This window comes from Micromonospora sp. NPDC048907 (genome assembly GCF_055586885.1).
Map to the genome: position 1 here is coordinate 397,298 of NZ_JBVJHI010000005.1, position 21,790 is coordinate 419,087.

Sequence of the window (21,790 nt, forward strand, 5' to 3'; positions counted from 1 at the left end):
CCCGCCGATGTTCAACACCGCACGCCTTCAGGTCGTCCTGGAGATCGCCCGCCACGGCACCATCGTCGCGGCCGCGGAGCGGCTTGCGCTGAGCCCGTCCGCGGTCTCCCACCAGCTCGCCGCGTTGGAGCAGGAGGCCGGGGTCGCGCTGGTGGACCGGGGGCCGCGCAGCCTGCGGCTCACCGTCGCGGGCCAGCGCCTGGCGGACTACGCGCAGCAGATCGCCGATCTGATGTCGGCGGCCCGCGACGAGCTGGCCGCGCACGGGGAGGGCCGCCAGGGGCTGCTGCGGATCGGGTTCTTCGCCACCGCCGGCACGGAACTGCTGCCGCGTGCCCTGTCGAGCTTCACCCGGGACCATCCGCAGGTCGAGCTGGCACTGATCCTCGGGCAGCCGCACGAGCTGCTGCCCCGCCTGCACCAGGGTGAGCTGGACCTGGTGGTGGTCTTCGACCACCCGCTGAGCCCGGCGCAGGCATCGCCGTACACGACTGTCGAGCCGCTGATGGTGGACCCCCAGCTGGTGGTGCTTCCCGCGGATCATCCGCACGCCGGCCGGCGGCGACTCCGGCTCGCCGACCTCGCCACCGAACCGTGGATCACCACCCTCGGCGTGCAGGGCGAGGCGTCGGTGCTGGAGCTGGCCGCGCGGGCGGAGGGCTTCGCGCCGCGGATCCGCTGCCGCAGTGATCACTACGAGGTGGTGCTGGGCCTGGTCCGCGCCGGTGTCGGGGTGGCGCTGGTGCCCTCGCTCGGGCTGCGCAACCCCGGCGGGGTGGCGGTGCGGCAGCTCGCACACGCCAAGCTGTACCGGGAGATCGGTGTGGCGCTGCGTCCCGGCAACCCCAACCCGGTGGTCGGCAGGTTCGTCGAGCGGCTGAGCGGCGCGGCGTCGACGCTCAGTCAGGAGCTGTCGCAGCGGTGGGCCCCGGCGAGCCGGTCGACCGCCGTACCCCAGCGGCGCAGCTCGGCAACGGCGGCCCGCTCCGCCCCGGGCGGGAACACGGCCACCACGGCGTAGACGACGGTGTGCCGGCCGGACACGATGCCGGTGTCGGCGCGTACCCCGGTGTCGGTGCCGGTCTTGTTCTGCACCCGGACGCCGTCGCTCGACCACGGGTCGTGGCCGATCGCGTCGGCGACCATCGTGCGGTCGGTGTTGCCGGCGAGCCAGCCGCGCAGCAGCCGGCATGCCTGCGGGCTCTGCCAGGTCCCGTTGGCCACCTCGGCGAGGAAGGCGCAGAGTTCGCGGGCGGTGCCGGTGGCGAAGGTCTCCGGTACGCCGGGGCCGCGCTCGGCGCGGATCCGGTCGTGCACGGTGGTGTCCCGCAGCCCGGCGCGGCGGGCCAGGTCCCGCACGGCGTCCAGGGTCACCAGCCGCAGCAGGGCGTTGGTGGCGGCGTTGTCGCTGACCGCGCCGACCGCCGTGGCCAGGTCGGCGACCGTCCACCACCGCGGCGACAGCCGGCCGAGCAGGCCGGTGCCGCCGACCTCCCGGTCCGCGTCGAGCAACTCGACCGGCTGGTCCTCGCTGAGCGTCCGGTCGGCGAGCCGCCGGGCCACCTCGCCGAGGAGCAGCACCTTGCCGACGCTGGCCAGCGGCAGGACCAGGTCGGGGTCGGTCGAGAGGGTGCGCCCGTCGTCCAGCCGCCGCACCATCGCCCCGACCCGCACCGCCGGGCTCATCGCCGCCCGGGCAGGGCGCGCTGCCGATCCGGTACGGCAAGCACCCGGCCCGGCCGCGCGGCGGTGACCGCACCGCCGTCCACGACGACCCGGCCGCCCACCAGCACGCACCGCACCCCGTGTGGCGGTGCCAGGGGCTCGTCGTACGTGGCGCCGTCGGCGACCCGTAGCGGGTCGAACACCACCAGGTCCGCGGCGTACCCGTCGGCGAGCAGCCCGCGGTCCCGCAGGCCGAAGCGGCGGGCGGGCATCGCGGTCATCTTGTGCACCGCCTCGGCCAGCTCCAGCAGTCCCACCTCGCGAACGTAGTGGCCGAGCACCCGGGTGAAGCTGCCCGCCCACCGCGGGTGGGGACGGCCCCCCTTCGGTACGCCGTCGGAGCACAGCATGGTCAGCGGGCTGGCCAGCACCCGGCGTACGTCGTCCTCGTGCATGGAGTGGCTGAGGATGGTGACGTCGCCGTGCTCGGCGGCGAGCAGGTCGCAGGCGTAGTCGACCGGGTCGACGCCGCGCGCGGCGGCCAGGTCGGCGACGGTGTGGCCCTGGGCGTCGGGGTTGTTCGGGGCGGACGCGACGCGGATCAGGTCCCAGCCGCCGTTGCCGACGGTGTTCTCCCAGCCCGGCACGCCGGCGACCAGGTCGTGACGGATCCGGTCGCGGACCGCCGGCTCGGCGGCGGCGGCGAGCATCGCCGGTACGCCCTCGGCGATCAGCCACGGCGGCAGCATCGCGTGCAGGGCCGTGCTGCCCGCGGTGTACGGGTAGACGTCGCAGGTGACGTCCAGCCCGTCGGCGCGCGCCTGGTCGAGTCGGGCGAGGGTGCGAACGGTGGCGCCCCAGGCGCGCCGGCCCGCGGTCTTGTGGTGGGAGACCTGCAGCGCCGACCCGGCCGCGGTGGCGATCTCGATCGCCTCCTCGAGTGCGGATTCGACCTGGGACATCTCGTCACGCAGGTGGGTCACGTACGGCTTGCCGTGTGCGGCCGCGACCCGGGCCAGCGCGATGACCTCGTCGGTGCCGGCGTTGACGCCCGGGGAGTAGATGAGGCCGGTCGACAGGCCGGCCGCGCCCGCGGCGAGCGCCTCGTCGAGCAGCTGGCACATCCGCCCGATCTCGTCAGGTGCGGCCCGCCGCTGGGCGAAGCCGACGACCGCGGCGCGCAGCGTGCCGTGGCCGACGAGGGCGGCGAGGTGGTTGCGCCGGGCCACGCCCTGCGCGTCGGCGAACTCGGCGAACGACCCGTACGCCGACGCGGGTGGTCCGAACGTCGCGGCGATCAGCTCCCGCACCGGTTCGCCGCGCCGGGGCGGGACCGGGAAGGAGCTGATGCCGCAGTTGCCGCAGATCTCCGTGGTGACGCCTTGCAGCAACGGCGCCCGGCGCAGCACCTCCCGCTGCTCGTCCTCCCCCGCCAGCAGGTCGGAGTGGGTGTGCACGTCGACGAAGCCGGGGGTGACGACCAGCCCGGCCGCGTCGATGACCTCGGCGGCCGGGGTGCGGCTGCCCGGGGGCAGCAGCACGAGCCGACCGTCGCGGACGCCCACGTCGGCGGCGCGGGACGGCGAGCCGGTGCCGTCGAGCACGTCCCCGCCGGTGACCAGCAGGTCCAGCCGGGCCATCAGAGCACCTTGGACAGGAAGGCGCGGGTACGGTCGTGCCGCGGCGCGGCGAGCACCTCCCGGGGTGGGCCCTGCTCGACGATCAGGCCCTCGTCCATGAAGACGAGGTCGTCGCCGACCTCCCGGGCGAAGCCCATCTCGTGGGTCACCACGATCATGGTCATGCCGCTCGCCGCGAGGTCCTTCATCACCTCCAGCACCTCGCCGACCAGTTCCGGGTCCAGCGCCGAGGTCGGCTCGTCGAACAGCATCAGCTTCGGCGACATGGCCAGCGAGCGGGCGATGGCCACCCGCTGCTGCTGGCCGCCGGAGAGCTGTGCCGGGTAGTGGTGGGCGCGGTCGGCGAGGCCGACCCGGTCGAGCAGGTCGGCGGCGCGCCGTCGCGCGTCGGCGGCCGGGACGCTTTTCACCGCGACCAGGCCCTCCATCACGTTCTCCAGCGCGGTGCGGTGCGGGAACAGGTGGAAGCGCTGGAAGACCATGCCGATCGACTCGCGCTGGCGACGCAGCCGCGCGTCCGGCAGTGGCCGCAGCCGGCCGCCGCGCTCGGAGTATCCGATCAGCTCACCGTCGACGTAGACCCGGCCCGCCTGCGGCTCCTCGAGGTGGTTGAGGCAGCGCAGCAGGGTGGACTTGCCGGAGCCGGACGGGCCGACCACGCAGACCACCCGGCCGCGTTCGATGGTCAGGTCGATGCCGCGCAGCACCTCCAGCCGCCCGAAGCTCTTGCGCAGGGAGCGGCACCGCACCATCGGCGGGGTCACCGCGCGCTCCCGGTGAAGCGCAGGTTGCGGGCGATCCGCCCGCGCAGGGCTCCCGGCATGGTGGCGCCGAAGCCGCGGCTGAACCGGCGCTCCAGGTAGTACTGGCCGATGCTGGCGACGGTGGTCAGGACGAGGTACCACAGGGACGCGACGATCAGCAGGGCGATCACCTCGAAGTTGGTCAGGTAGAGCCGCTGGGCGACGGTGAGCAGGTCGGCGCCGGCGATCACCGAGACGAGTGAGGTGGTCTTGAGCATGGAGATGAACTGGTTGCCGGTCGGCGGGACGATGATCCGCATCGCCTGGGGCAGCACCACCCGCTTCATGATCTTCAGGCGGGACATGCCCAACGCCGCCGCGGCCTCCTGCTGGCCGGGGTCGACCGCGCGCAGGCCGGCCCGGACGATCTCGCTCATGTAGGCGCCCTCGTTGATGCTGAGCCCGAGCAGCGCCGCGACGAATCCGGTGACAAGCGTGTTCGTCTCCCAGGTCACCAGCTTCGGGCCGCCGAACGGCACGCCCAGCCCGATCTCGGGGAAGATCAGCGCGATGTTGAACCAGAAGATCAGCTGCACCAGCAGCGGCGTGCCGCGGAAGAACCACACGTAGGCCATGGCGCCGGCGCGCAGGACGCGGCTGTCGGAGACCTGCATCAGCGCCACGACGACCCCGAGCACCACACCGATCGCCATGGACGCGACCGTGAGCTGGACAGTGACCCAGAGCCCTTCCAGGATGACCCGGTCGAACTGGTACCTGACGACGATGTCCCAGTGCAGGTTCGGGTTGATCGCGATGGTCCAGGCCAACCAGGCCAGGATCAGGGCGATCGCCCCGGCGGCCAGCCAGCGCCCCGGTCGCAGCGGGTGGCTGATCCGGTTCGCCTCGACTCCGGCGGGCCCGGCCGGTGCCGGGTCCGTGACGGTCGCCTCCACCGGGGTGCTCACTTCTGGTCGTTGACCGTCGCGGTCTGCACACCGCTGCCCTGCACGCCCCACTTCTCGAGGATCCTGGCGTAGTCGCCCGCCTCGATCAGCTCCTGCAGGGCCCGCTGGACGGCGTCACGCAGCTGGCTGTCCTTCTTGTCGATCGCGATGCCCCACGGGCCGGCCTCGTACTGGGCCTCCAGCACCTCGTACTTGCCGCTCTGCTGGGCCAGCATCTTGGCCACCGGGTAGTCGACGATGGTGGCCACCGCGCGCCCGGCGTCGATCTGCAGCAGGCCGGTCGGGGCGTCCTCGCTCTGCGAGATGGTCATCTTCTTGGCGCACGAGGTGTTCTGCTTGTCGCCGATGGCGAGGTTGGAGCTGCCCTTGGCGAGCACCACGGCGCGGCCGCACAGGTCCGCCAGGTCCTTCACCCCGGCCGGGTTGCCCTTCGCCACCATGATGGCGCCGCCGGCCTGGAAGTAGTCGACGAAGTCGACGGCCTTGCGGCGCTCCTCGGTGTCGCTCATCGAGGACATCGCCAGGTCCCACCGGTCGGCCTGCAGCCCCGGGATCAGGCCGGGGAAGCTGGCGTTGGTCATCTCCAGCTTCAGGCCGAGGCGCCCGGCGATCGCCGCCGCCAGCTCGGGGTCGACGCCGGTCAGATCCTGGGTCCCCTCCTTGTACATCTCCATCGGCGGGTAGCCCTCGGCGGTGGCGACCCGCAGGACACCCTTCTCCTTGAGGGCCGCCGGGACCAGGTCGGCCGCCTTGGCGTCGGCGGCGACCGAGGCGGAGGCACCGGCCTGCGGCGTCTGGCCGCTGGTCGAGCGCCCGCAGCCGGCGACGGCGAGCGAGAGTGCGGCGAGACCGACGACAATGCGAAGCGCACGCTTCCTGACCACCGGAAACCTCCTGCCAGAGACGATGGCGGGGACCCTATCCGGGATCGGCCAGCGTGAACAGCCCGAATGCTTTGCAGGGTGAGCGCCTAAATATTCGATGCTCATCAGCCGGCCGGAGTTGCGGCGACCGCCATCCGTCGACGGATGGGGCGCTGGCGGACCGATGAATTTGAGATGCTGCGGCGGTCCACCTGTGGACACCACCCGACTCGAAGGGACCGCCCGATGGCAAAGGTCATCTCCACGCTGTTCATCTCGGCCGACGGCGTGGCCGAGATCGACCCCGACTGGCACTTCCCGTATTTCGACGAGAACATGGGCCGCGCCGTCAGCGAGGACTACGACGCCGCCGACGTGCTGCTCATCGGCCGCGAGACCTACGACAGCTTCGCCGGGGCCTGGCCCGAGCGCGAGGCCGCGGGCGGGGAGGACGCACCGTTCGCCAAGCAGCTCGGGGACGTGCGCAAGGTGGTCGTCTCCCGGCAGCCGCTGCAGTTCTCCTGGCGCAACTCCGAGCTGATCGAGGGCGACCTGCTCGACGCGGTCCGGGCGCTCAAGGCCGACGCCGGCAGCAAGGGCATCCTCATCCCGGGGTCGATCTCCGTGGTGCAGCAACTGCTCGCCGCCGGGCTGGTCGACGAGCTGCGCCTGCTCGTGCATCCCGTGGCCGCGCGCAAGGGCCGCAAGCTGTTCGACGACGGCGACACCTCGTACCACTTCCGGGTGACGGCGACGGAGGCCTTCCCGACGGGCGTGATCCGCGTGATCTACGCGCTGGCCCCGGCACCCGGGAAGGTCGGCTACGACGACGTCAAGGACCAGGTGCCCGAAGGGAAGTAGCCGCCTCCGCAACGAGTCGCGGCGGATCGGCTCGCGCCCCACCGCCCACCGGCCGCACCCGCTCGCACTGCCGCCGGGCCGGTCCGCCGCACGGCCACCTCATCGCGTCGACGCCGGCGGTTCGCGCATATCGGTGGATGCCCAGGTGTCACGCCTGTGCGGCGTCCACAAGGGCGTCGATCAGCGCGCGCAGCGCGGGCTGGTCGTGGGGGATCTCCCGGACTGCGGCGTAGATCGTCCGCACCGGCTCGGGGCGGCGCACCGGGCGGACGGTGACGCCGGAATGGCGGGTGCCCAGTCCGAGTCGCGGGATGAGGCTGACGCCGAGGCCGGCGGCGACGAATCCCTGAGCCGTGGCGTAGTCCTCCGACTGCGCCACGAAGTCCGGGGCGAAGCCCGCCGCGGCGCAGGCCTCGACTATCGGCTCCAGGCAGGGGCCGGGCGGTTCGCTGCCGACCCAGGGTTCGCCGGCGAGGTCGGCCAGGTCGATCACCCGTTGCCCGGCGAGCGGATGCCCGGTGGGCAGCACGGCCTGGTACGCGTCGTCGAGCAGGCGCACCAGGCGGATGCCCTGGCGGGGCTCGTCACTGGTCCGGCGGACCACGATGGCCAGGTCGGCGTTGCCCTGCTCCACCTTCGGCAGTGGATCATCCGGGTCCGTCAGCTTGGGGTCGATCGCCACGCCCGGATGCTCGCGCCGGAGGCGGGCCAGGGCGGGTGCCAGCACGGTCGGGCCGACCGAGGCGAAGTAGCGGACCGTCAGCCGGCCGGTACGCCCGGCGCGCAGGTCGGCCAGCGCGGTCTCCGCCTCGGCGACGTGCTGGCTGATGATGGCCGCGTGCCTGGTGAGCAGCCGTCCCGCCGCAGTGGGCTGCACGCCCCGGCCGACGCGTTCGAGCAGCGCGATCCCGGCCTCCTTCTCCAGCGCCGCCACCTGCTGGCTGACGGCGGAGGGGGTGTAACCGAGGTGTGCCGCCGCCGCGGTCACCGACCCGCTGGTGACCACTGCCCGCAGGACCTGCATCCGCCGCACATCAAGCATGTAGCAGAACTTAACGTACGTGCAGAACCTTTTGCTTGTCCTTCCGGGTTCGGTCCGGCATCGTTCACCGCAGTCGATCAAGGAGATCCCCGTGAACGGTGTCGTGGGCAGGACGTGGGCGTGGGCGCGGGTGGGCGTGCTCGCCCTGCTGTGGGGATCGACCTTCCTCTGGATCGAGCTGGCCCTGGACGCACTGACTCCGGTCCAGGTCACCGTCAGCCGGTGCGTCCTCGGATCGGCCACCCTGCTGGTCGCCTGTCTCGGCTCCGGTCGCCGGCTGCCCCGGGATCGGGCGACCTGGGCTCACCTCGTCGTTGCCGCCTTCTTCTGCAACGCCCTCCCGTTCGCCCTGTTCAGCGTCGGCCAGCAGACCGTCGACTCCGGTGTGGCCGGCGTGCTGAACGCGACGACCCCGCTGTGGTCCCTGCTGATCGGCGTCGTCATCGGCGCCGAGCGCGGACTCCGGCCGGCCCGGCTGGGCGGGCTCCTGCTCGGCTTCGCCGGGGTCGTGCTGATCTTCGCCCCGTGGCAGACGACCGGACCGGTCGGCTGGGGCGCCCTCGCGATCGTCGCCGCGGCGGCCAGCTATGCCGCCGGCTTCGCGTACATGGGCCGCAACCTGGTCGGCAAGGGCATCCCCACCATCTCGCTGTCCGCGGCGCAGCTCATCGCGGCAACCGGCCTGACCGCGCTGGCCCTCCCGGCCGGTGGCCTGACGCCGATCGGGATCGGCCCGAAGACCGCGATCGCCGTCCTGATGCTGGGCGTCGTCGCCACCGGGATCACCTTCCACCTCACCTACCGGATCATCGCCGCCGAGGGCGCCACCAACGCCGCGACGGTCGGCTACCTGCTCCCGGTGGTCTCGGTGGCGCTGGGGGCCGTCGTGCTCCACGAGGGGTTCAGCCTCCGGATCGCCGCCGGGATGGCGGTCGTGCTCGTCGGGGTCGCCCTGACCCGCCGGCACAAGCGGCCGCCGGCGGCACCGGCGTCGGCGGAAACGCCGGCCGCGCTGACCGCGCGGAGAGCCTGACCCGCGATCCAGTCCGAACAGGAGTAGTGCTGGGTGGGCGACCGGCCCCGGCTGCCCACCCGCGCGGCCCGGCCTACCGGACGAGCAACTCCTTGACCTCCGGCACCGACGGCCGCTGAACCGGCGCCGGCGTGCTGCGCCGTCCGGACCAGAGCACCCGGGCGACGATCCCCGGCGCGAAGAGGCCCGGCGGCGGCGTCATCAGGTTGGCCACACTCAGGAAGCGCCGCCCGACGACGGGGTGCCGCGCGGCGGCGGCGTGCAGCCGGGTGACGTACCCGTTGAGGAAGCGCGTCCGGCGGCTACGCGGCCCGACCACGGTCGGGTGGCGCAGGTCGGCGCCGACGGCCATGTCCCAGGGCACGTCCACCACCTTCGCCGCCGCGGCGAAGAAGCGGCGGGGCAGGTCCCGCCGGCCCAGGCGCAGGCAGTCACGCAGCACGATCGCCTCCGCCGCGGCCACCGTCATGCCCTGCCCGTACGCGGGATTGAAGCTGCACACCGCATCCGCGACCGCGATGAACCCCTCCGGGAGGCGGGCGAGGCGCTCGTAGCGGCGGCGCACGCTGGCGGGCAGGCGCATCCGCTTCGGCGGGCCGAGCGGCTCGGCCCGGCGCAGCAGCGCGTGCAGCTCCGGCGCGGGCAGCCGCCCGGCGAAGGCGAGGTAGCCCTCGTCGTCGACCGGCGGGGCGTGGTCCGGGCCGACACCGAGCAGCGTCACCATCCACCGGTCACCCTCCGCGGAGATGGCCACCCCGCCGTACGGGGCGGCCGGCGACGGGCTGCTGATCACGGCGGCGAAGGTGGTCTCGCCCGGGACGCGGCGGTAGTCGCGCGAGACGTACACGGTGCGGGGGTCCACCCGCTCCTCGGCGGGCGGCTGGTAGCCGATCTCGGCGAGCCAGGTCGGGCCGCGGTTGCCGCGGCCGGTCGCGTCCACGACGAGGTCGGCGTCATGGCGCTCCTCCCGGCCGCCCCGGGGAAGGACCCGCGCGCCGGTCACCGTGGCGCCGTCGGCGAGCAGCCCCACGGCCTCGCACCGGTCCCGGATCTCCACGTTGGGCAGCGCACGGACCCGGTCCCGGACGTACGCCTCCAGGGCGCGCCGGCTCACGCAGAGCCCCGCCAGCCCCGAGGCGGCCCGGGGGATCCGGTGGCCGTCGTTGACCCAGACGCAGTCCCGCTGGATGTCGACGGGGACGGCCCCGTGGGCGGTCAGCTCGGCGGTCAGGCCGGGGAACAACTCCTCGAGGATCTGGCGACCCCGGGCGAGCAGGCCGTGCGAGTGCTCGCTCTGCGGCACACCCTTGCGGTCGACGGCCTCCGCCGGCAGGTCGTCCCGGTCGAAGACGGTCACCGTCGCGTACGACTCGCTCAGCACCCGGGCGGCCAGCAGGCCGCCCATGCTCCCGCCGAGGACGACCGCCCGCCCGGTCTGGTTGGTGGTGGACACGGCACACTCCGTTTCGTTCAATGGGTGTCCTCAGTGAGCGGCATGCGGTGTCCGTGAGGGAAGCCAATCGGCGGACGGCTAGCTGACAGTGAAGTTCCGGTCACCGGCCCGACCCGTCCGCCGATCACCCGACGGTGTGGTGGAACCGCTGGTCAGGCCTTGTCTTCGGGCTCCACCGGCACGCCGGTGACGGATATCTCAGTCGGATAGTGCGTTGTCCACGAACGTCCGCCCGGTCGGTCACACGCCGGGCGGCGTGCGTCCGGATGAGGTGGTGAGGACTCGCTCTCGACGGCGGTGATGTAGGCCGTTGAGAGTTGAGGAGGGTGGATTGGCCGAGCCGGTACCGGCCTGGCGGTTGACGCAGGACGAGGCCGCGGGCTGCAACAACTCGTGCGACGAGGCAAGCCGTCCGTGGCGCTACAGCTAGCCGGGGCGCTTGGCGGCCAAGCCGGTGCACCGCTGGGCGGTGGCGAGCTTGTCGAGGATGCGCTGCTTCCTTACCCCGGTGGCCAGGATCGGCTGGCCGCTACCGGAGACCGTCGCCGGGACGAATCGACTCTCGACCACCGTCCGCCCGCGGACGACCAGGTGCAGCACACCGGAGTCCGTGCTGTGCGAATCGGCGTACCAGACGAAGTTGCCCAGCCCGTAGTGCACGTAGGTCGCACCGAGCCAGCCGTCGGCCAGCAGCGTGTGCGCGTGGGTACCAACCACGATGTCGGCGCCGGCCTCGGACAGCCTCCCGGCGAACGTCTTCATCTCCCCGCTGGGGCACGAACTGCCCTCGACCCCCCAGTGCATGAAGACGACGACCAGGTCGGCCCGCTCCCGCGCCGACCGCACCGCGGCGGTGGCCCGGGCGGTGTCGAACGCCATCGCCACCCCCGATCGGCCGTCGGTCGCCCGCCACGACCCGGCCAGGTCGTGCACCTGCGACATGCCGAGGACCGCGATCCGCAGCCTCCGTACGGTGGTGATCCACGGCGCGTACGCCGAGTCGGCGTCGCGGCCCGCCCCGAACACCGGATACCGGGCGTCCGCGGCGGCGTCGAGGGTGTCGGCGAGCCCCTGCCGACCGTAGTCGAGGATGTGGTTGTTGGCGATCGACACCGCGTCGATCCCGGCCGCGCGCAGCGCCGCGAAGGCGGTCTCCGGAGCCCGGAAGTGGTATTTCTTCGGCTGCGGGGTGCCGCGGCCGGTCACCGCCGTCTCCAGGTTGACCAGGGTCACGTCGGCGTCGCGCAGCGTCGGCGCGATCGCCCCGAAGGCAGTCCGCGGATCGTCGAGCAGGCCCAGGGTACGGCCGGTGAAGTGCACATCGCCGGCGAAGGCCAGCCGCACCTCGACCGGTGCGCTCGCCCCCGGCGTCGCGGTGCCGGACGGCGCCGGACCGGCCGTGGCGCCGTGCCAGGCCGGCGCCGGGCCGGTCGATCCGGCGGCGCATCCGGCCAGCGCAACGCCGACCGCGACCGCCGTCACCGCCGCCAGCGAGGCACGCGCCGTCCTGCGCATCACGCGGGCGAGGCTACGCGCTCCGGACCGCGCCCGGTGCCCCGCGTCGAGGAACCCGGCAATCAGCGGCAGCTGAGTGCGGCTGACCGGCGGTGCGCATCGGATGGCCGAATCGGCATTCCCGTGTGATGGTTGCCGGGTGCCCCAGCCGAGCCTCCGCACCGACCGTCTGCTGCTGGTACCTCTCGCCGACCGGCACCTCGAGTGGGAGGTCCAGCTCGACTCTGATCCGGAGGTGCTCCGCCACCTCGTCGGCAGGGCGCGGTCCAGGGACGAGGTGATCGCCTCCCATGCGCAGCGGATGACCCTGGCAGGCAGGGTGGACGGCCTGGGCTACTGGATGGCGTTCGGGACCGATGGCGGCGAGCGTGACTCGACGCCGCCGGAAGCTGAGGACGGCGAGTTCATCGGGCTCATGATGCTCCCGCCGACGCACGGCCCCGACCAACCTGACGACCCCACCGTCGCCGAGCTGGGTTACCGCCTCCTCCGTCGGCACTGGCGGAAGGGCCTGGCCAGCGAGGCGTCCCGCGCTCTGCTGCGGCACGCCTTCGACACCGTCGGGCAGAACCGCGTGATCGCGCAGACCATGGCCGTGAATACCGGGTCGCGGCGCGTCATGGAAGCCGTCGGCATGCGGTATGTGCGTACGTACTTCCCGGACCTGGACGACCCGCTGCCGGGAGCGGATCTGGGCGAGGTCGAGTACGAGGTGACCCGCGCGATGTGGGCGGCGGATCCTGACCGCTGCTGAGGCGCCTGAAGATGACCTCCACCGGGCACCAGGGTGTACCCCACCTCGGGCCCCGGCAGCGCGGGGACGCGACTCGATCCCGTCCCGCGGCACGTCGCCCTCGCCTAGCCTGAAGCTCAGCGTGCGACATCGGCACGGCGTGCCGCTCCGCGCGCAGGTCAAGCCATCCGTCGAGGCGCTCGCCGTTCGGCCCGATCGTCGTCCGGGCCCGGCTGGCGTGAGCGCTGCGGCGGGTGGCTCACGGTCACGTCCGGTGCGCCGCGCACCGGTCCTCAGACAGGAGCCAGACATGCGGGTGGCCGTCGCCGGCGCGTCCGGCAACATCGGGTCCCTGACCGTGGCGGCCCTGCGCCGTCACGGCCATGATCCCGTTCCGATGAGCCGGTCGCACGGTGTCGACCTGGTCGCCGGCGGCGGGCTGGACGAGGCGCTGACCGGGGTCGACGTCGTCATCGACGCGATGAGCGCGCCGGCGGCCGACCGCGAGGCCACCGTGGCGTACTTCGGCGCCGCCACCCGGAACCTGCTGCGCGCCGAGCAGGGCGCGGGAGTCCGGCACCACGTCCTGCTCTCCATCGTCGAGGTGCACCGGATCGCCGGCACCGCGCACTACTCCGGCAAGCGGGAGCAGGAGCGCCTGGTCTCCGCCGGGGACGTGCCCTGGACCATCGTCCCCGTCACCCAGTTCTTCGACTTCGGCGCGACGGTGGCCACGTGGACCGAACGTGACGGCACCGCCTACCTCGCTCCCCTGCTCGTCCAGCCGATCGCACCGGCCGACGTCGCCGACGTTCTCGCCGAGGTGGCCGCCGGGCCGCCGCACGGGCGCTACCGGGACGTGGCGGGCCCCGATCGGCACGATCTCGTGGACATGGCGCGCCGGACCCACCAGGCGACCGGGCGTGAGATGACCCTCGTCCCCACGTGGGAGGCGATCCTCGGCGCCGACATGGCGGGCAACGTGCTGCTGCCCGGACCGGACGCCCGCATCGCGCCCACGACCTTCGACGACTGGCTCGCCGGACTCGTCGCCGACCGGCGCACGGATGGCCGGCAGGCCGAGTAGCGAAGGCGCCCCTCCTACGGGCAGGGTGTGCCCGCGCAGACGTCGACGACCTTGCCGGTGAGCAGGAACACCGTCTTCTGTCGCTGGGCTCCGGCCTGGGCGCGCGGGAACTCGTGGGGATCGTCGCCGTACTCCGGCCCGGCCGGGGCGAGGTTCGTCGGCGGTGGCGCGTACGCCGTGCCGCTGTTCCAGATCACGATCGCCGATCCGGTGTACGGGTACCTGCGGATCGGCGCGATGCCCCAGTACGGTCGCACGTCCGCCGACCAGCCGTCGGCGAGCGCGGGGGTGTGCAGGCGGGCGCCGATGGTGCGCGCCTGCACCTCGGCCGCTGCGGGCGAGACCTGGTGGTCGCCGAAGGCGACGTGCATCAGCACCTGGTGCGCCGGGGTGCCGGGCAACGGGCGGTCGGTCATGTGCTGGGCGTACCCGTTGGCCTCGGAGCGGTCCCACAGCATCTGGAGCAGCGCGAGGATCAGTTGCTGGTCGACCTTGTCCGGGTAGGAGCCGTCCATGATCGTCTGGAACGGCGCGAAGTCCACGCTGCGTTGCAGCAGGGTGGAGTAGTTCATCGCCGGCACGCCGAGCACCGAGCGGGTCCAGTCCTGGGCGATGGCGGTGAGCGCGCCGCCGTTGATGCCGCCCTGGCTGTTGCCGTCGTAGTGCAGCCCGCCGGTGGCGTCGATCAACGGCCGCGCGGCGTCCCGGAACGCCGGGTGGGCGGCGAACCCGCCCGCGTGGATCATCGCGCGACCGAGGAAGAGGAAGTTCAGGAAGCTCTGCTGCAGCCGGTCCACCACGGCGGGGAAGGCACTGAGGTCGCCGAAGGCGCCGGCCACGTAGGGGACGTCGGCGGCGGCCATGCCGATCCAGCTGGTCGCGCAGAAGGTGAAGTTGTACGTGTTCGACATCGTCTTGACGTTGCCGGCGTTGATCTCGGTCGGCTTGCCGAGAAGGCCGTGGCCGTAGAGCGAGAGGTGCGCCGGTGTCGCGGCGGAGGCGCTGCGCGGGATGTTGCAGACGAAGTCCGCCGCCACCGTCGTTCCGGACGGTGTCGGCAGGGCGTTCGGTGTGGGTGGCGTGCCGTCGCCGCCGGCCGGTCCGTAGTGCAGTCGCGAGCCGGGCCCGCCGTCGCCGGTCAGATAGGACGGTACGTCGACGGTGCCGGTCACCTGCCGGGCGATCAGCGGATCCTGCTCCGGTGCGTAGTCGGTCACCGTGGTGACGGTGAACGACGGCACGGACCGGCCGAGGGTGGCGAACGCGGTGTCGCGGATCGCCAGCATCCGCCCGGTCAGCCCGTGCCGGCTGGCCACCGTGAAGTCCCAGGCCAGGTAGAGGCTGTGCCGGTTGACGCCGGTCCGGCTCAGGTCGGCGAGGATCCGTTTCATCTGCGGGGCGCGGTCGTCCCGGTGGCCGAGGCCGGCACCTGTCACGTAGGCCCGGAACGCCTTCGGCGCCGGGATGGTCGCCCCGGTGCCGTCGCGCATGCCGCGCAGGCCCACGACGTACCGGGTGCCCTCGGTCAGCGCCACCGCCGGCCGGATGATCAGCAGTTGCCGGTCGGGCTGGCCGGTGGCGTGCGCGTCCAGCTCGGCCCAGTACGGGGTGCGCTCGCCGGTTCGGGCGTTGAGCAGCACGATCGGCGCGTCGGGCGCCAGCGAACGGCCGATGTCGGTGACCGGCGCGATACCGGTCGCCGCGGCGTCGAGGCCGGGCACGCGTACCAGGATCGGCGTGCCGGGGCTGAACCCGTCCTGCCGGTTCCACTCCGCCGGGTCGATCGGCGTCCCCTGCACGGTGGCGGGCATCGCCGAGGTCGCGAGCCGCACCCGCTTGCCGGTGGGGCTGGTCCGGTCCGGCACGGTGAAGTAGTCGTTCGGGAACGGCAGCAGGCAGGCCGTCGGGTCGATCGGGTCGCACGTCCGGTCCCGGGCCGGCGCGGGGGTCGCGGGCGCCGCGACGGCGCCCGTGCCGAGCAGCACGGTGCCCGCGGTCACCAGCACGGACACGGCGAGACGGAGCCGTCGGGGTGTGGCCACGCGCTTCTCCTTCGGCACTGGCGGTGCGTCGACGCGGCGGTCAACGGGTGGTGTTCTTCCTACGCTCGTGAATGGATCTCGGCAAGGCCCGGTGACCGGGCCGGCCGTTGCCCATGTCCTCGCCGTGGTACGGCGGGATCGTCGCCGGCTACCGTGCGACCGCGTGAGATGAATCGGGTGGCCGGCGAGAGCCGCCATGGTGGCCGGTCTCACCGCGGCCTTGCCCGGCGGGTGACGCCAACCAGCCGGTACTCTTGATCGAGTACAGACTGTACCCATATGTCCGCCAGCGGAGGGGTGCCCATGTCCGATCACATCGACCTCGCTCGCCTGCGCGAGGTGCTCGACGGGCCGTGGGCCGGCGTCCGCAACGCGCACCGGGAGCACCTCGACGCGCGCTTCCTCCCGGTCTACGGTGAGACCGGCGACGAGGCCCGGGCGCGGATCACCCGGCTGCTCAGGGAACTCCCCACCGAGCTGGGGATCGCGTCGGCCTTCCCGACCGAGTACGGCGGCGGGTCCGACGTGGGAGGCTCGATCGTCGCCACCGAGATGCTGGCGCAGGTCGACCTGTCGCTCATGGTCAAGGCGGGCGTGCAGTGGGGCCTGTTCGGCGGCGCGGTCAGCGCCCTCGGCACGAAACGGCACCACGACGCGTACCTGCGGGACATCATCTCCGGCAACATCTTCGGTTGCTTCGCGATGACCGAGACCGGTCACGGCTCCGACGTCCAGCAACTGCGCACCACCTGCACGTACGACCCGCACACGCAGACCTTCGACCTGCACACCCCGCACGAGGCCGCCCGCAAGGACTACATCGGCAACGCGGCACGTGACGGGCGGATGGCGGTCGTCTTCGCACAGCTGGTCACCAACGGGCGGCGGCACGGCGTCCACGCGTGGCTCGTCCCGATCCGCGACGCGCAGGGCAACCCCATGCCCGGCGTGACCATCGGCGACGCGGGCGCCAAGGCCGGCCTGCTCGGCGTGGACAACGGGCGGCTCAGCTTCGACCACGTGACGGTGCCGCGGGACATGCTGCTGGACCGGTACGGTCAGGTCGCGCCGGACGGGACGTACTCCAGCCCGATCGAGAACGACTCCCGCCGCTTCTTCACCATGCTCGGCACCCTGGTGCGCGGCCGGGTGAGCGTGGGCGGCGCCGCGTCGGCCGCCACCAGGTCGGCGCTGACCATCGCCGTGCGCTACGGCGACATCCGCCGGCAGTTCGGCACGCCCGACGCGGATCGGGAGGTGCTGCTCAACGACTACCTGGCCCATCAGCGCAAGCTGCTGCCCGCCCTGGCCACCACGTACGCGTTGCACTTCGCCCAGACCGAGCTGGTCACCGCGCTGCACGAGGTGCAGGGCGGCGACGGCCCGGTCGACGAGCACCGGCAGCGGGAACTGGAGTCCCGGGCCGCCGGTCTCAAGGCCGCGCAGACCTGGCACGCCACCCGCACCATCCAGATGTGCCGCGAGGCGTGCGGCGGCGCCGGCTACCTGGCCGAGAACCGGCTACCGAGCCTGAAGGCCGACACCGACGTCTTCACCACCTTCGAGGGCGACAACACGGTGCTGCTGCAACTGGTGGCCAAGGGCCTGCTCACCGGCTACCGCGACGAGTTCGGCTCCCTGGACGGCTGGGGGCGCGCCTCCTTCGTCGCCGAACACGTCCGCGAGATGGTGCTCGAGCGCACCGCCGCCCGGTCGCTCATCGAGCGGCTAATCAGCGCGGTGCCCGGCCGCGACGAGGAGGTCGCCGTCACCGACCGCGGCTGGCAGCTCAAGGTCTTCGAGGACCGCGAGAGGCACCTGCTCGACGGCGCGGTCCGCCGCCTCCGCAACGGCGCGGCCACGAAGAAGGATCGCCCCTTCGACATCTTCAACGACGTCCAGGACCACGTTCTCGCCGTCGCGGCCGCGCACATCGACCGGATCACGCTGGAGGCGTTCGTCGCCGGCATCGAGGACACCGCCGACCCGCCGGTCCGGGCGCTGCTCTCCCGCATCTGCGACCTGTACGCGCTGACCGTCATCGAGGCCAACAAGGGCTGGCTGCTGGAGCACGGCCGACTCACGCCGGCCCGCTCGAAGGCCGTGACCGGGGTCGTGAACGGCCTGCTCAAGGAGCTGCGCCCGCACATGCGGACGCTGGTGGACGGCTTCGGCATCCCGGACGCGTGGCTGCACTGCGCCATCCTGCGCGAGGAACCTGACCGTCAGGAGGCGATGGCCGCCCACGACGCCGCCGGTGATCCGCAGTCCGTCGCAGCGTAGCGCCGGCCCGCGGGTGCTGACCTTCACCCCGGTCCGGCGGCTGCTCAGGCAACACTGCGGCTGGGCGCCGAGGCGAACAGGCGCGGCACCGGGTCGGCCGCGCGGATCGCGGCAGCCACCTGGGTCAGTTGCGGGTAGTCGCCGCCGGCCGCCCCGAAAAGGGCGTCGGCGGCAGCATGGTTGTCGAGGTAGCACTCGGCGATGGCAGACAGGAGTGCCGCGACGGTGCGGAGGTCCGGCGGGTCGACGCCCGGCCGGATGTCGAGAAGCAGCGACCGCGCCTGCTCCGGCCGCCCGTTGAGCAGGTGAGCCAGGCTCACGGCGACACGGGCGGACAGGCGGTGCGGCTGCACGTGGAAGGCGAGCTGGGCCAGTTCCGCGATCTCCACGACCTCCCGGTGTGCCACCGGCGAGCCGTTCAGCACCGCGTCGTACAGGTTCCACAGTCCGAACCGGACGGTGAGCACCTCCCCGATCACGGCGGCGGCCGCGGGGTCGGTGCTGTCGGCGCGAGCCAGCGCCGCGAGCCTCTCGGCGTCGGCGACGAAATCCGCCGCCGAGTGCGCGTGCCCCATGCTCCAGCGTTGCTGGAAGGCAGCGAGCGCCAGTCGCGGGTCGTTGCCGTCGCGAGCAGGAGCTACGAGACGATGCTCTCCGACCTCCCCTTCGGCGATCGCCCGTACCGTCCTGTTCACCTCCTCCTGGTAGTAGCCCGCCCGTAGCGCGGCGCGGGCGGCCGCCGGCGCCACGAGCCAGCGCAGCAGGTTGCGGCCGTCACTGCGCGGCGACGTCCCGGGGATGACATTGACCACCCCGAGCAGCCCCCCGACGAGCGCCGCGCCGAGCAGTACGACGCGGGCGAACCCCGTGCTCGTCAACGCGGCGGTACCGAGCACCGCCGCGGTGCACAGGTTCGCCACCGGGCCGGCGAGGTAGAACGACACCATCCGCAGCGGCAACGCCGTCGCCGTCGGCGCCGGCCGGACCCACACCTCGCTCCGCCAGCCGGTGAAGGGTGCGATGCGGACCGCGACGACCGGCAGGCGCAGCAGCTTCGCCACGACGAGGTGCCCGCCCTCATGCAGGACGACGTGCACCCACAACGACACACAGGTGAAGCCGACGGCGGCGATCGCACCCGTCACGGACTCGGTGACGAACAGCGCGAACGCCACCGCCTCCGACACCAGGAGGATGGACGCCACGACCAGCCGTCGGCGGGAGGAGATCACCGGGAGATGGTACGGCCGGACACGCAAAGGCCTAAGCACTCAAGCACGTCGCAGAGCGCGACGCTGATCGGCCTTCGCGATGCCCGCCCAGCTTCACCATCCCCTCCTGCCGCCGGCGGCGCCCACCAGCCGGACTCGGTCGAGCTGAGTGTGGCCGGGTTCGTAACGTCGAAAGTTCACGGGTGTGGTCGCCTGCGAGCGGGGATGCCTTGTACCGGAAGCGCCTCCCGTGCATCGGGGGGTGGAAGGGGGCGGTGCACCGCGTGGGCGCCGCCGTCCTGATCTCTTGCGGGCGCGCTGCGGGTGCGCTGGATCAGGACGACGCAGGCCAGCACGACCAGCGCCGCCCCGATCGAGGCAGGGGTGACGGTCTCTGCGAGCAGTAACGCGGACCAGAGCAGGGTGAATACCGGCTGTGCGAGCTGGACCTGGCCGACCTGGGCGATGCCGCCTCGGGCCAGACCTGCGTACCAGGCGAAAAAGCCCAGGAACATGGAAACCCCGGTCAGGTACGCGAACGCCAACCAAGCGGCGGTGTCGGCGCGCGGCGGGTGAGCCGAGGCGGCGACCAGCGTGATGGGCAGGGTGACAGGCATTGAGAGCAGCAGCGCCCAGCAGATTGTCCGGGCGCCGCCCAGATCCCGGGCGAGCGCCCCGCCCTCGGCGTATCCCAGCCCACACAGGACGACAGCCGCGAGCAGGAACAGGTCGGCGGCCGACAGTGTGCCGTGGACCGTCCCGCTGGTGATCAGAAAGGCGAGCACCGCCAGCAGCCCGCCAATGCTGGCGAGCCAGAACAGCAGCGGTGGGCGCTCGCCGGCCCGCAGTACCGCGAACACGGCGGTCATGGCGGGCAGCACGGTGATGACGACCGCGCCGTGTGCGGACGTCTGGGTGGTCAGTGCCAGCGAGGTGAAAAGCGGGAAGCCGACGACGACGCCAAGGGCGACGATCGGCAGCCGCCGCCACTGGCTCCGGGTGGGCCGCGGTGCGCCGGTGAAACTGAGGTACGCCCAGGCCAGTAGTGCCGCACCGACGGCCCGGCCGAAGGCAACGAACCACGGGTCGAGTTCCTGCACGGCGACGCGGGTGGCGGGCAGCGACATGCTGAAGGCGAGCACGCCGAGCGCGCCGAGGGTGAGGCCGATGACCCGATCCGCCGTTACCGGGGTGGGGCCAGTAGCGCTACTCTTCGCTCTCATGGATGACGGTAACGCAGTGGCCCGTGTTATCCAAGATCTGCGCGGGCTCGTGGCCGCCGCGGACCCGGGAACACGGCTGCCCTCGGTGCGCGAGATGACCGCCCGGCACCACGCCTCGCCGGTCACCGTCGCCGAAGCGGTCCGACAGCTGGTGGCACGAGGGCTGATCGAGACGCGACCGGGGAAGGGCACCTTCGTGGCCGCCCCACCCGACGAGCGTCGCCCACCCGACTTGTCGTGGCAGACGGTGGCGCTCGGCGCCCGCAGACCGGGCGAGGATGAGATGCAGGCGTTACTCGCGCTACCGCCGTCGGGAGCGATTCCCCTGTCTGGCGGCTACCTGGACGCAGATCTGCAGCCGGCCGCGGCGCTCGGCGCCGCGCTCGCGCGCGCCGCCCGGCAGCCTGCGGCGTGGCAGCGCGGGCCGGCAGAGGGACGTGAGGACCTGCGGTCCTGGTTCGCCCGCGCGGCCGGGGCCCGGCTGCGCGCCGACGACATGGTGATCTGCCCAGGCGGGCAGGCGGCGCTGTCATCGGCGTTACGCGCTCTCACCGCACCCGGCGACACCCTGCTCGTCGAGTCCCCGACCTATCTGGGGGCGCTGGCCGCGGCCCGGGCGGCTGGGCTGCGGGTAGTGCCGGTGCCCGCCGATGCCGACGGCGTACTGCCCGACCAGCTCGCCGCCGCGTTCGCTCGCACCGGCGCGCGACTGTTCTACTGCCAACCGCTCTATGCCAACCCGACCGGTGCCACACTGACAGCTCACCGCCGAGCTGAGGTCGCCGATGCCATACGCGACGCCGGAGCGTTCCTGATCGAGGACGACTACGCCCGCGACCTCGCCATCGATGGAGAGGCCCCGCCACCGCTGGCCGCCGATGACACTGACGGGCACGTGATCTACCTGCGCTCCCTGACCAAGTCCGCCGCTCCCGGCCTACGTGTCGCCGCGATCGGTGCCCGGGGCCCAGCCGGCGCCAGACTGCGCTCAGCCAGGTTGCTCGACGACTTCTTCGTCGCCGGCCCGCTGCAGCAGGCCACACTGGAATTCGTCACCGCTCCCGCCTGGACGCGGCACCGCCGCGCCCTGCGTACCGCGCTGCGGACACGGCGCGAGGCGCTGCTGACCGCACTGCGCCGGTACCTGCCGGAACTCGCCCCACCGGCGATTCCACGCGGCGGCCTACACCTGTGGGCCCGACTGCCGGACAGCACCGATGACGTCGCACTGGCCGCCGCGGCTGCGACCGAAGGCGTCATCGTCTTCCCCGGCCGCCCCTGGTACGCGGCCGAGCCCTCGGCGCCGCACCTGCGGCTGACCTACGCCGCAGCCCCACCCGAACTCATGGACGAGGCCGTCCGCCGCCTCGCTCGCGCCCTGAAAAAGGAAACGACACGTTCGTAGCCTGCCTACCGCGCGAGCAATGA

Annotated in this window: 18 protein-coding genes; 7 read left to right on the forward strand and 11 right to left on the reverse strand. The window is 72.7% G+C overall.

Annotated elements, in window-relative coordinates:
• The first annotated feature begins 7 nt into the window (after window positions 1–7).
• Window positions 8–1,021 (forward strand): LysR family transcriptional regulator, encoded by a 1,014-nt coding sequence (locus ACZ6PY_RS19870; RefSeq protein ID WP_466074176.1) that lies wholly within the window; start codon window positions 8–10, stop codon window positions 1,019–1,021.
• Here ACZ6PY_RS19870 and ACZ6PY_RS19875 read toward each other — a convergent pair.
• Genes ACZ6PY_RS19875 through ACZ6PY_RS19895 form a run of 5 tightly spaced genes read right to left on the reverse strand, consistent with a single transcriptional unit; the run spans window position 904 to window position 5,900 of the window.
• Window positions 904–1,686 carry a serine hydrolase gene (locus tag ACZ6PY_RS19875; protein WP_466074178.1) on the reverse strand — a complete coding sequence of 261 codons (783 nt, stop codon included), beginning with the start codon at window positions 1,684–1,686 and terminating at the stop codon, window positions 904–906. The genes ACZ6PY_RS19870 and ACZ6PY_RS19875 overlap by 118 nt on opposite strands.
• Window positions 1,683–3,305, reverse strand: coding sequence for an N-acyl-D-amino-acid deacylase family protein (locus tag ACZ6PY_RS19880; protein WP_466074180.1), 1,623 nt, complete (start codon window positions 3,303–3,305; stop codon window positions 1,683–1,685). Before ACZ6PY_RS19880 ends, ACZ6PY_RS19875 begins: the two co-directional genes overlap by 4 nt.
• On the reverse strand, window positions 3,305–4,057 hold the full coding sequence (locus ACZ6PY_RS19885; RefSeq protein WP_466074685.1) for an amino acid ABC transporter ATP-binding protein: 753 nt from the start codon (window positions 4,055–4,057) through the stop codon (window positions 3,305–3,307). Before ACZ6PY_RS19885 ends, ACZ6PY_RS19880 begins: the two co-directional genes overlap by 1 nt.
• Before the next feature lie 8 nt (window positions 4,058–4,065).
• Window positions 4,066–5,016, reverse strand: coding sequence for an amino acid ABC transporter permease (locus ACZ6PY_RS19890; protein ID WP_466074182.1), 951 nt, complete (start codon window positions 5,014–5,016; stop codon window positions 4,066–4,068).
• Window positions 5,013–5,900, reverse strand: coding sequence for an ABC transporter substrate-binding protein (locus tag ACZ6PY_RS19895; RefSeq protein ID WP_466074184.1), 888 nt, complete (start codon window positions 5,898–5,900; stop codon window positions 5,013–5,015). Before ACZ6PY_RS19895 ends, ACZ6PY_RS19890 begins: the two co-directional genes overlap by 4 nt.
• A gap of 225 nt (window positions 5,901–6,125) precedes the next feature.
• On the opposite strand from ACZ6PY_RS19895, the gene ACZ6PY_RS19900 reads away from it, so the two are divergent.
• A complete protein-coding gene (locus ACZ6PY_RS19900; RefSeq protein WP_466074186.1) occupies window positions 6,126–6,740 on the forward strand; it encodes a dihydrofolate reductase family protein in 615 nt (204 codons plus the stop codon).
• 148 nt (window positions 6,741–6,888) lie between these two features.
• Here ACZ6PY_RS19900 and ACZ6PY_RS19905 read toward each other — a convergent pair whose 3' ends face one another.
• On the reverse strand, window positions 6,889–7,782 hold the full coding sequence (locus tag ACZ6PY_RS19905) for a LysR family transcriptional regulator (protein ID WP_466074188.1): 894 nt from the start codon (window positions 7,780–7,782) through the stop codon (window positions 6,889–6,891).
• A gap of 91 nt (window positions 7,783–7,873) precedes the next feature.
• Here ACZ6PY_RS19905 and ACZ6PY_RS19910 point away from each other — a divergent pair, with 91 nt between their 5' ends.
• Entirely contained in the window at window positions 7,874–8,815 is a 942-nt protein-coding gene (locus ACZ6PY_RS19910; RefSeq protein ID WP_466074190.1) for a DMT family transporter, read from the forward strand.
• 73 nt (window positions 8,816–8,888) lie between these two features.
• On the opposite strand, the gene ACZ6PY_RS19915 is transcribed toward ACZ6PY_RS19910, so the two are convergent.
• Both ACZ6PY_RS19915 and ACZ6PY_RS19920 read right to left on the reverse strand, forming a co-directional pair.
• Window positions 8,889–10,268 (reverse strand): FAD-dependent oxidoreductase, encoded by a 1,380-nt coding sequence (locus tag ACZ6PY_RS19915; RefSeq protein WP_466074192.1) that lies wholly within the window; start codon window positions 10,266–10,268, stop codon window positions 8,889–8,891.
• A 426-nt stretch (window positions 10,269–10,694) separates the two neighbouring features.
• Window positions 10,695–11,783: a CapA family protein gene (locus tag ACZ6PY_RS19920; RefSeq protein ID WP_466074686.1), complete on the reverse strand. Its 1,089-nt coding sequence runs from the start codon at window positions 11,781–11,783 to the stop codon at window positions 10,695–10,697.
• Window positions 11,784–11,922: 139 nt separating this feature from the next.
• On the opposite strand from ACZ6PY_RS19920, the gene ACZ6PY_RS19925 reads away from it, so the two are divergent.
• Window positions 11,923–12,537 carry a GNAT family N-acetyltransferase gene (locus ACZ6PY_RS19925; protein WP_466074194.1) on the forward strand — a complete coding sequence of 205 codons (615 nt, stop codon included), beginning with the start codon at window positions 11,923–11,925 and terminating at the stop codon, window positions 12,535–12,537.
• A 289-nt stretch (window positions 12,538–12,826) separates the two neighbouring features.
• The gene (locus tag ACZ6PY_RS19930; RefSeq protein ID WP_466074196.1) at window positions 12,827–13,603 is read left to right on the forward strand and encodes an SDR family oxidoreductase; all 777 of its coding nucleotides are present in this window, start codon (window positions 12,827–12,829) and stop codon (window positions 13,601–13,603) included.
• Window positions 13,604–13,617: 14 nt separating this feature from the next.
• On the opposite strand, the gene ACZ6PY_RS19935 is transcribed toward ACZ6PY_RS19930, so the two are convergent.
• On the reverse strand, window positions 13,618–15,645 hold the full coding sequence (locus tag ACZ6PY_RS19935) for a hypothetical protein (protein ID WP_466074197.1): 2,028 nt from the start codon (window positions 15,643–15,645) through the stop codon (window positions 13,618–13,620).
• 303 nt (window positions 15,646–15,948) lie between these two features.
• Between ACZ6PY_RS19935 and ACZ6PY_RS19940 the strand changes: the two genes are divergently transcribed.
• The gene (locus ACZ6PY_RS19940; RefSeq protein WP_466074199.1) at window positions 15,949–17,928 is read left to right on the forward strand and encodes an acyl-CoA dehydrogenase family protein; all 1,980 of its coding nucleotides are present in this window, start codon (window positions 15,949–15,951) and stop codon (window positions 17,926–17,928) included.
• A gap of 44 nt (window positions 17,929–17,972) precedes the next feature.
• On the opposite strand, the gene ACZ6PY_RS19945 is transcribed toward ACZ6PY_RS19940, so the two are convergent.
• Window positions 17,973–19,115 carry a zinc metalloprotease gene (locus ACZ6PY_RS19945; RefSeq protein ID WP_466074201.1) on the reverse strand — a complete coding sequence of 381 codons (1,143 nt, stop codon included), beginning with the start codon at window positions 19,113–19,115 and terminating at the stop codon, window positions 17,973–17,975.
• Window positions 19,116–19,336: 221 nt separating this feature from the next.
• On the reverse strand, window positions 19,337–20,362 hold the full coding sequence (locus ACZ6PY_RS19950) for a DMT family transporter (protein ID WP_466074203.1): 1,026 nt from the start codon (window positions 20,360–20,362) through the stop codon (window positions 19,337–19,339).
• Between ACZ6PY_RS19950 and ACZ6PY_RS19955 the strand changes: the two genes are divergently transcribed.
• On the forward strand, window positions 20,361–21,767 hold the full coding sequence (locus ACZ6PY_RS19955; RefSeq protein ID WP_466074205.1) for an aminotransferase-like domain-containing protein: 1,407 nt from the start codon (window positions 20,361–20,363) through the stop codon (window positions 21,765–21,767). The genes ACZ6PY_RS19950 and ACZ6PY_RS19955 overlap by 2 nt on opposite strands.
• Window positions 21,768–21,790 lie beyond the last annotated feature (23 nt).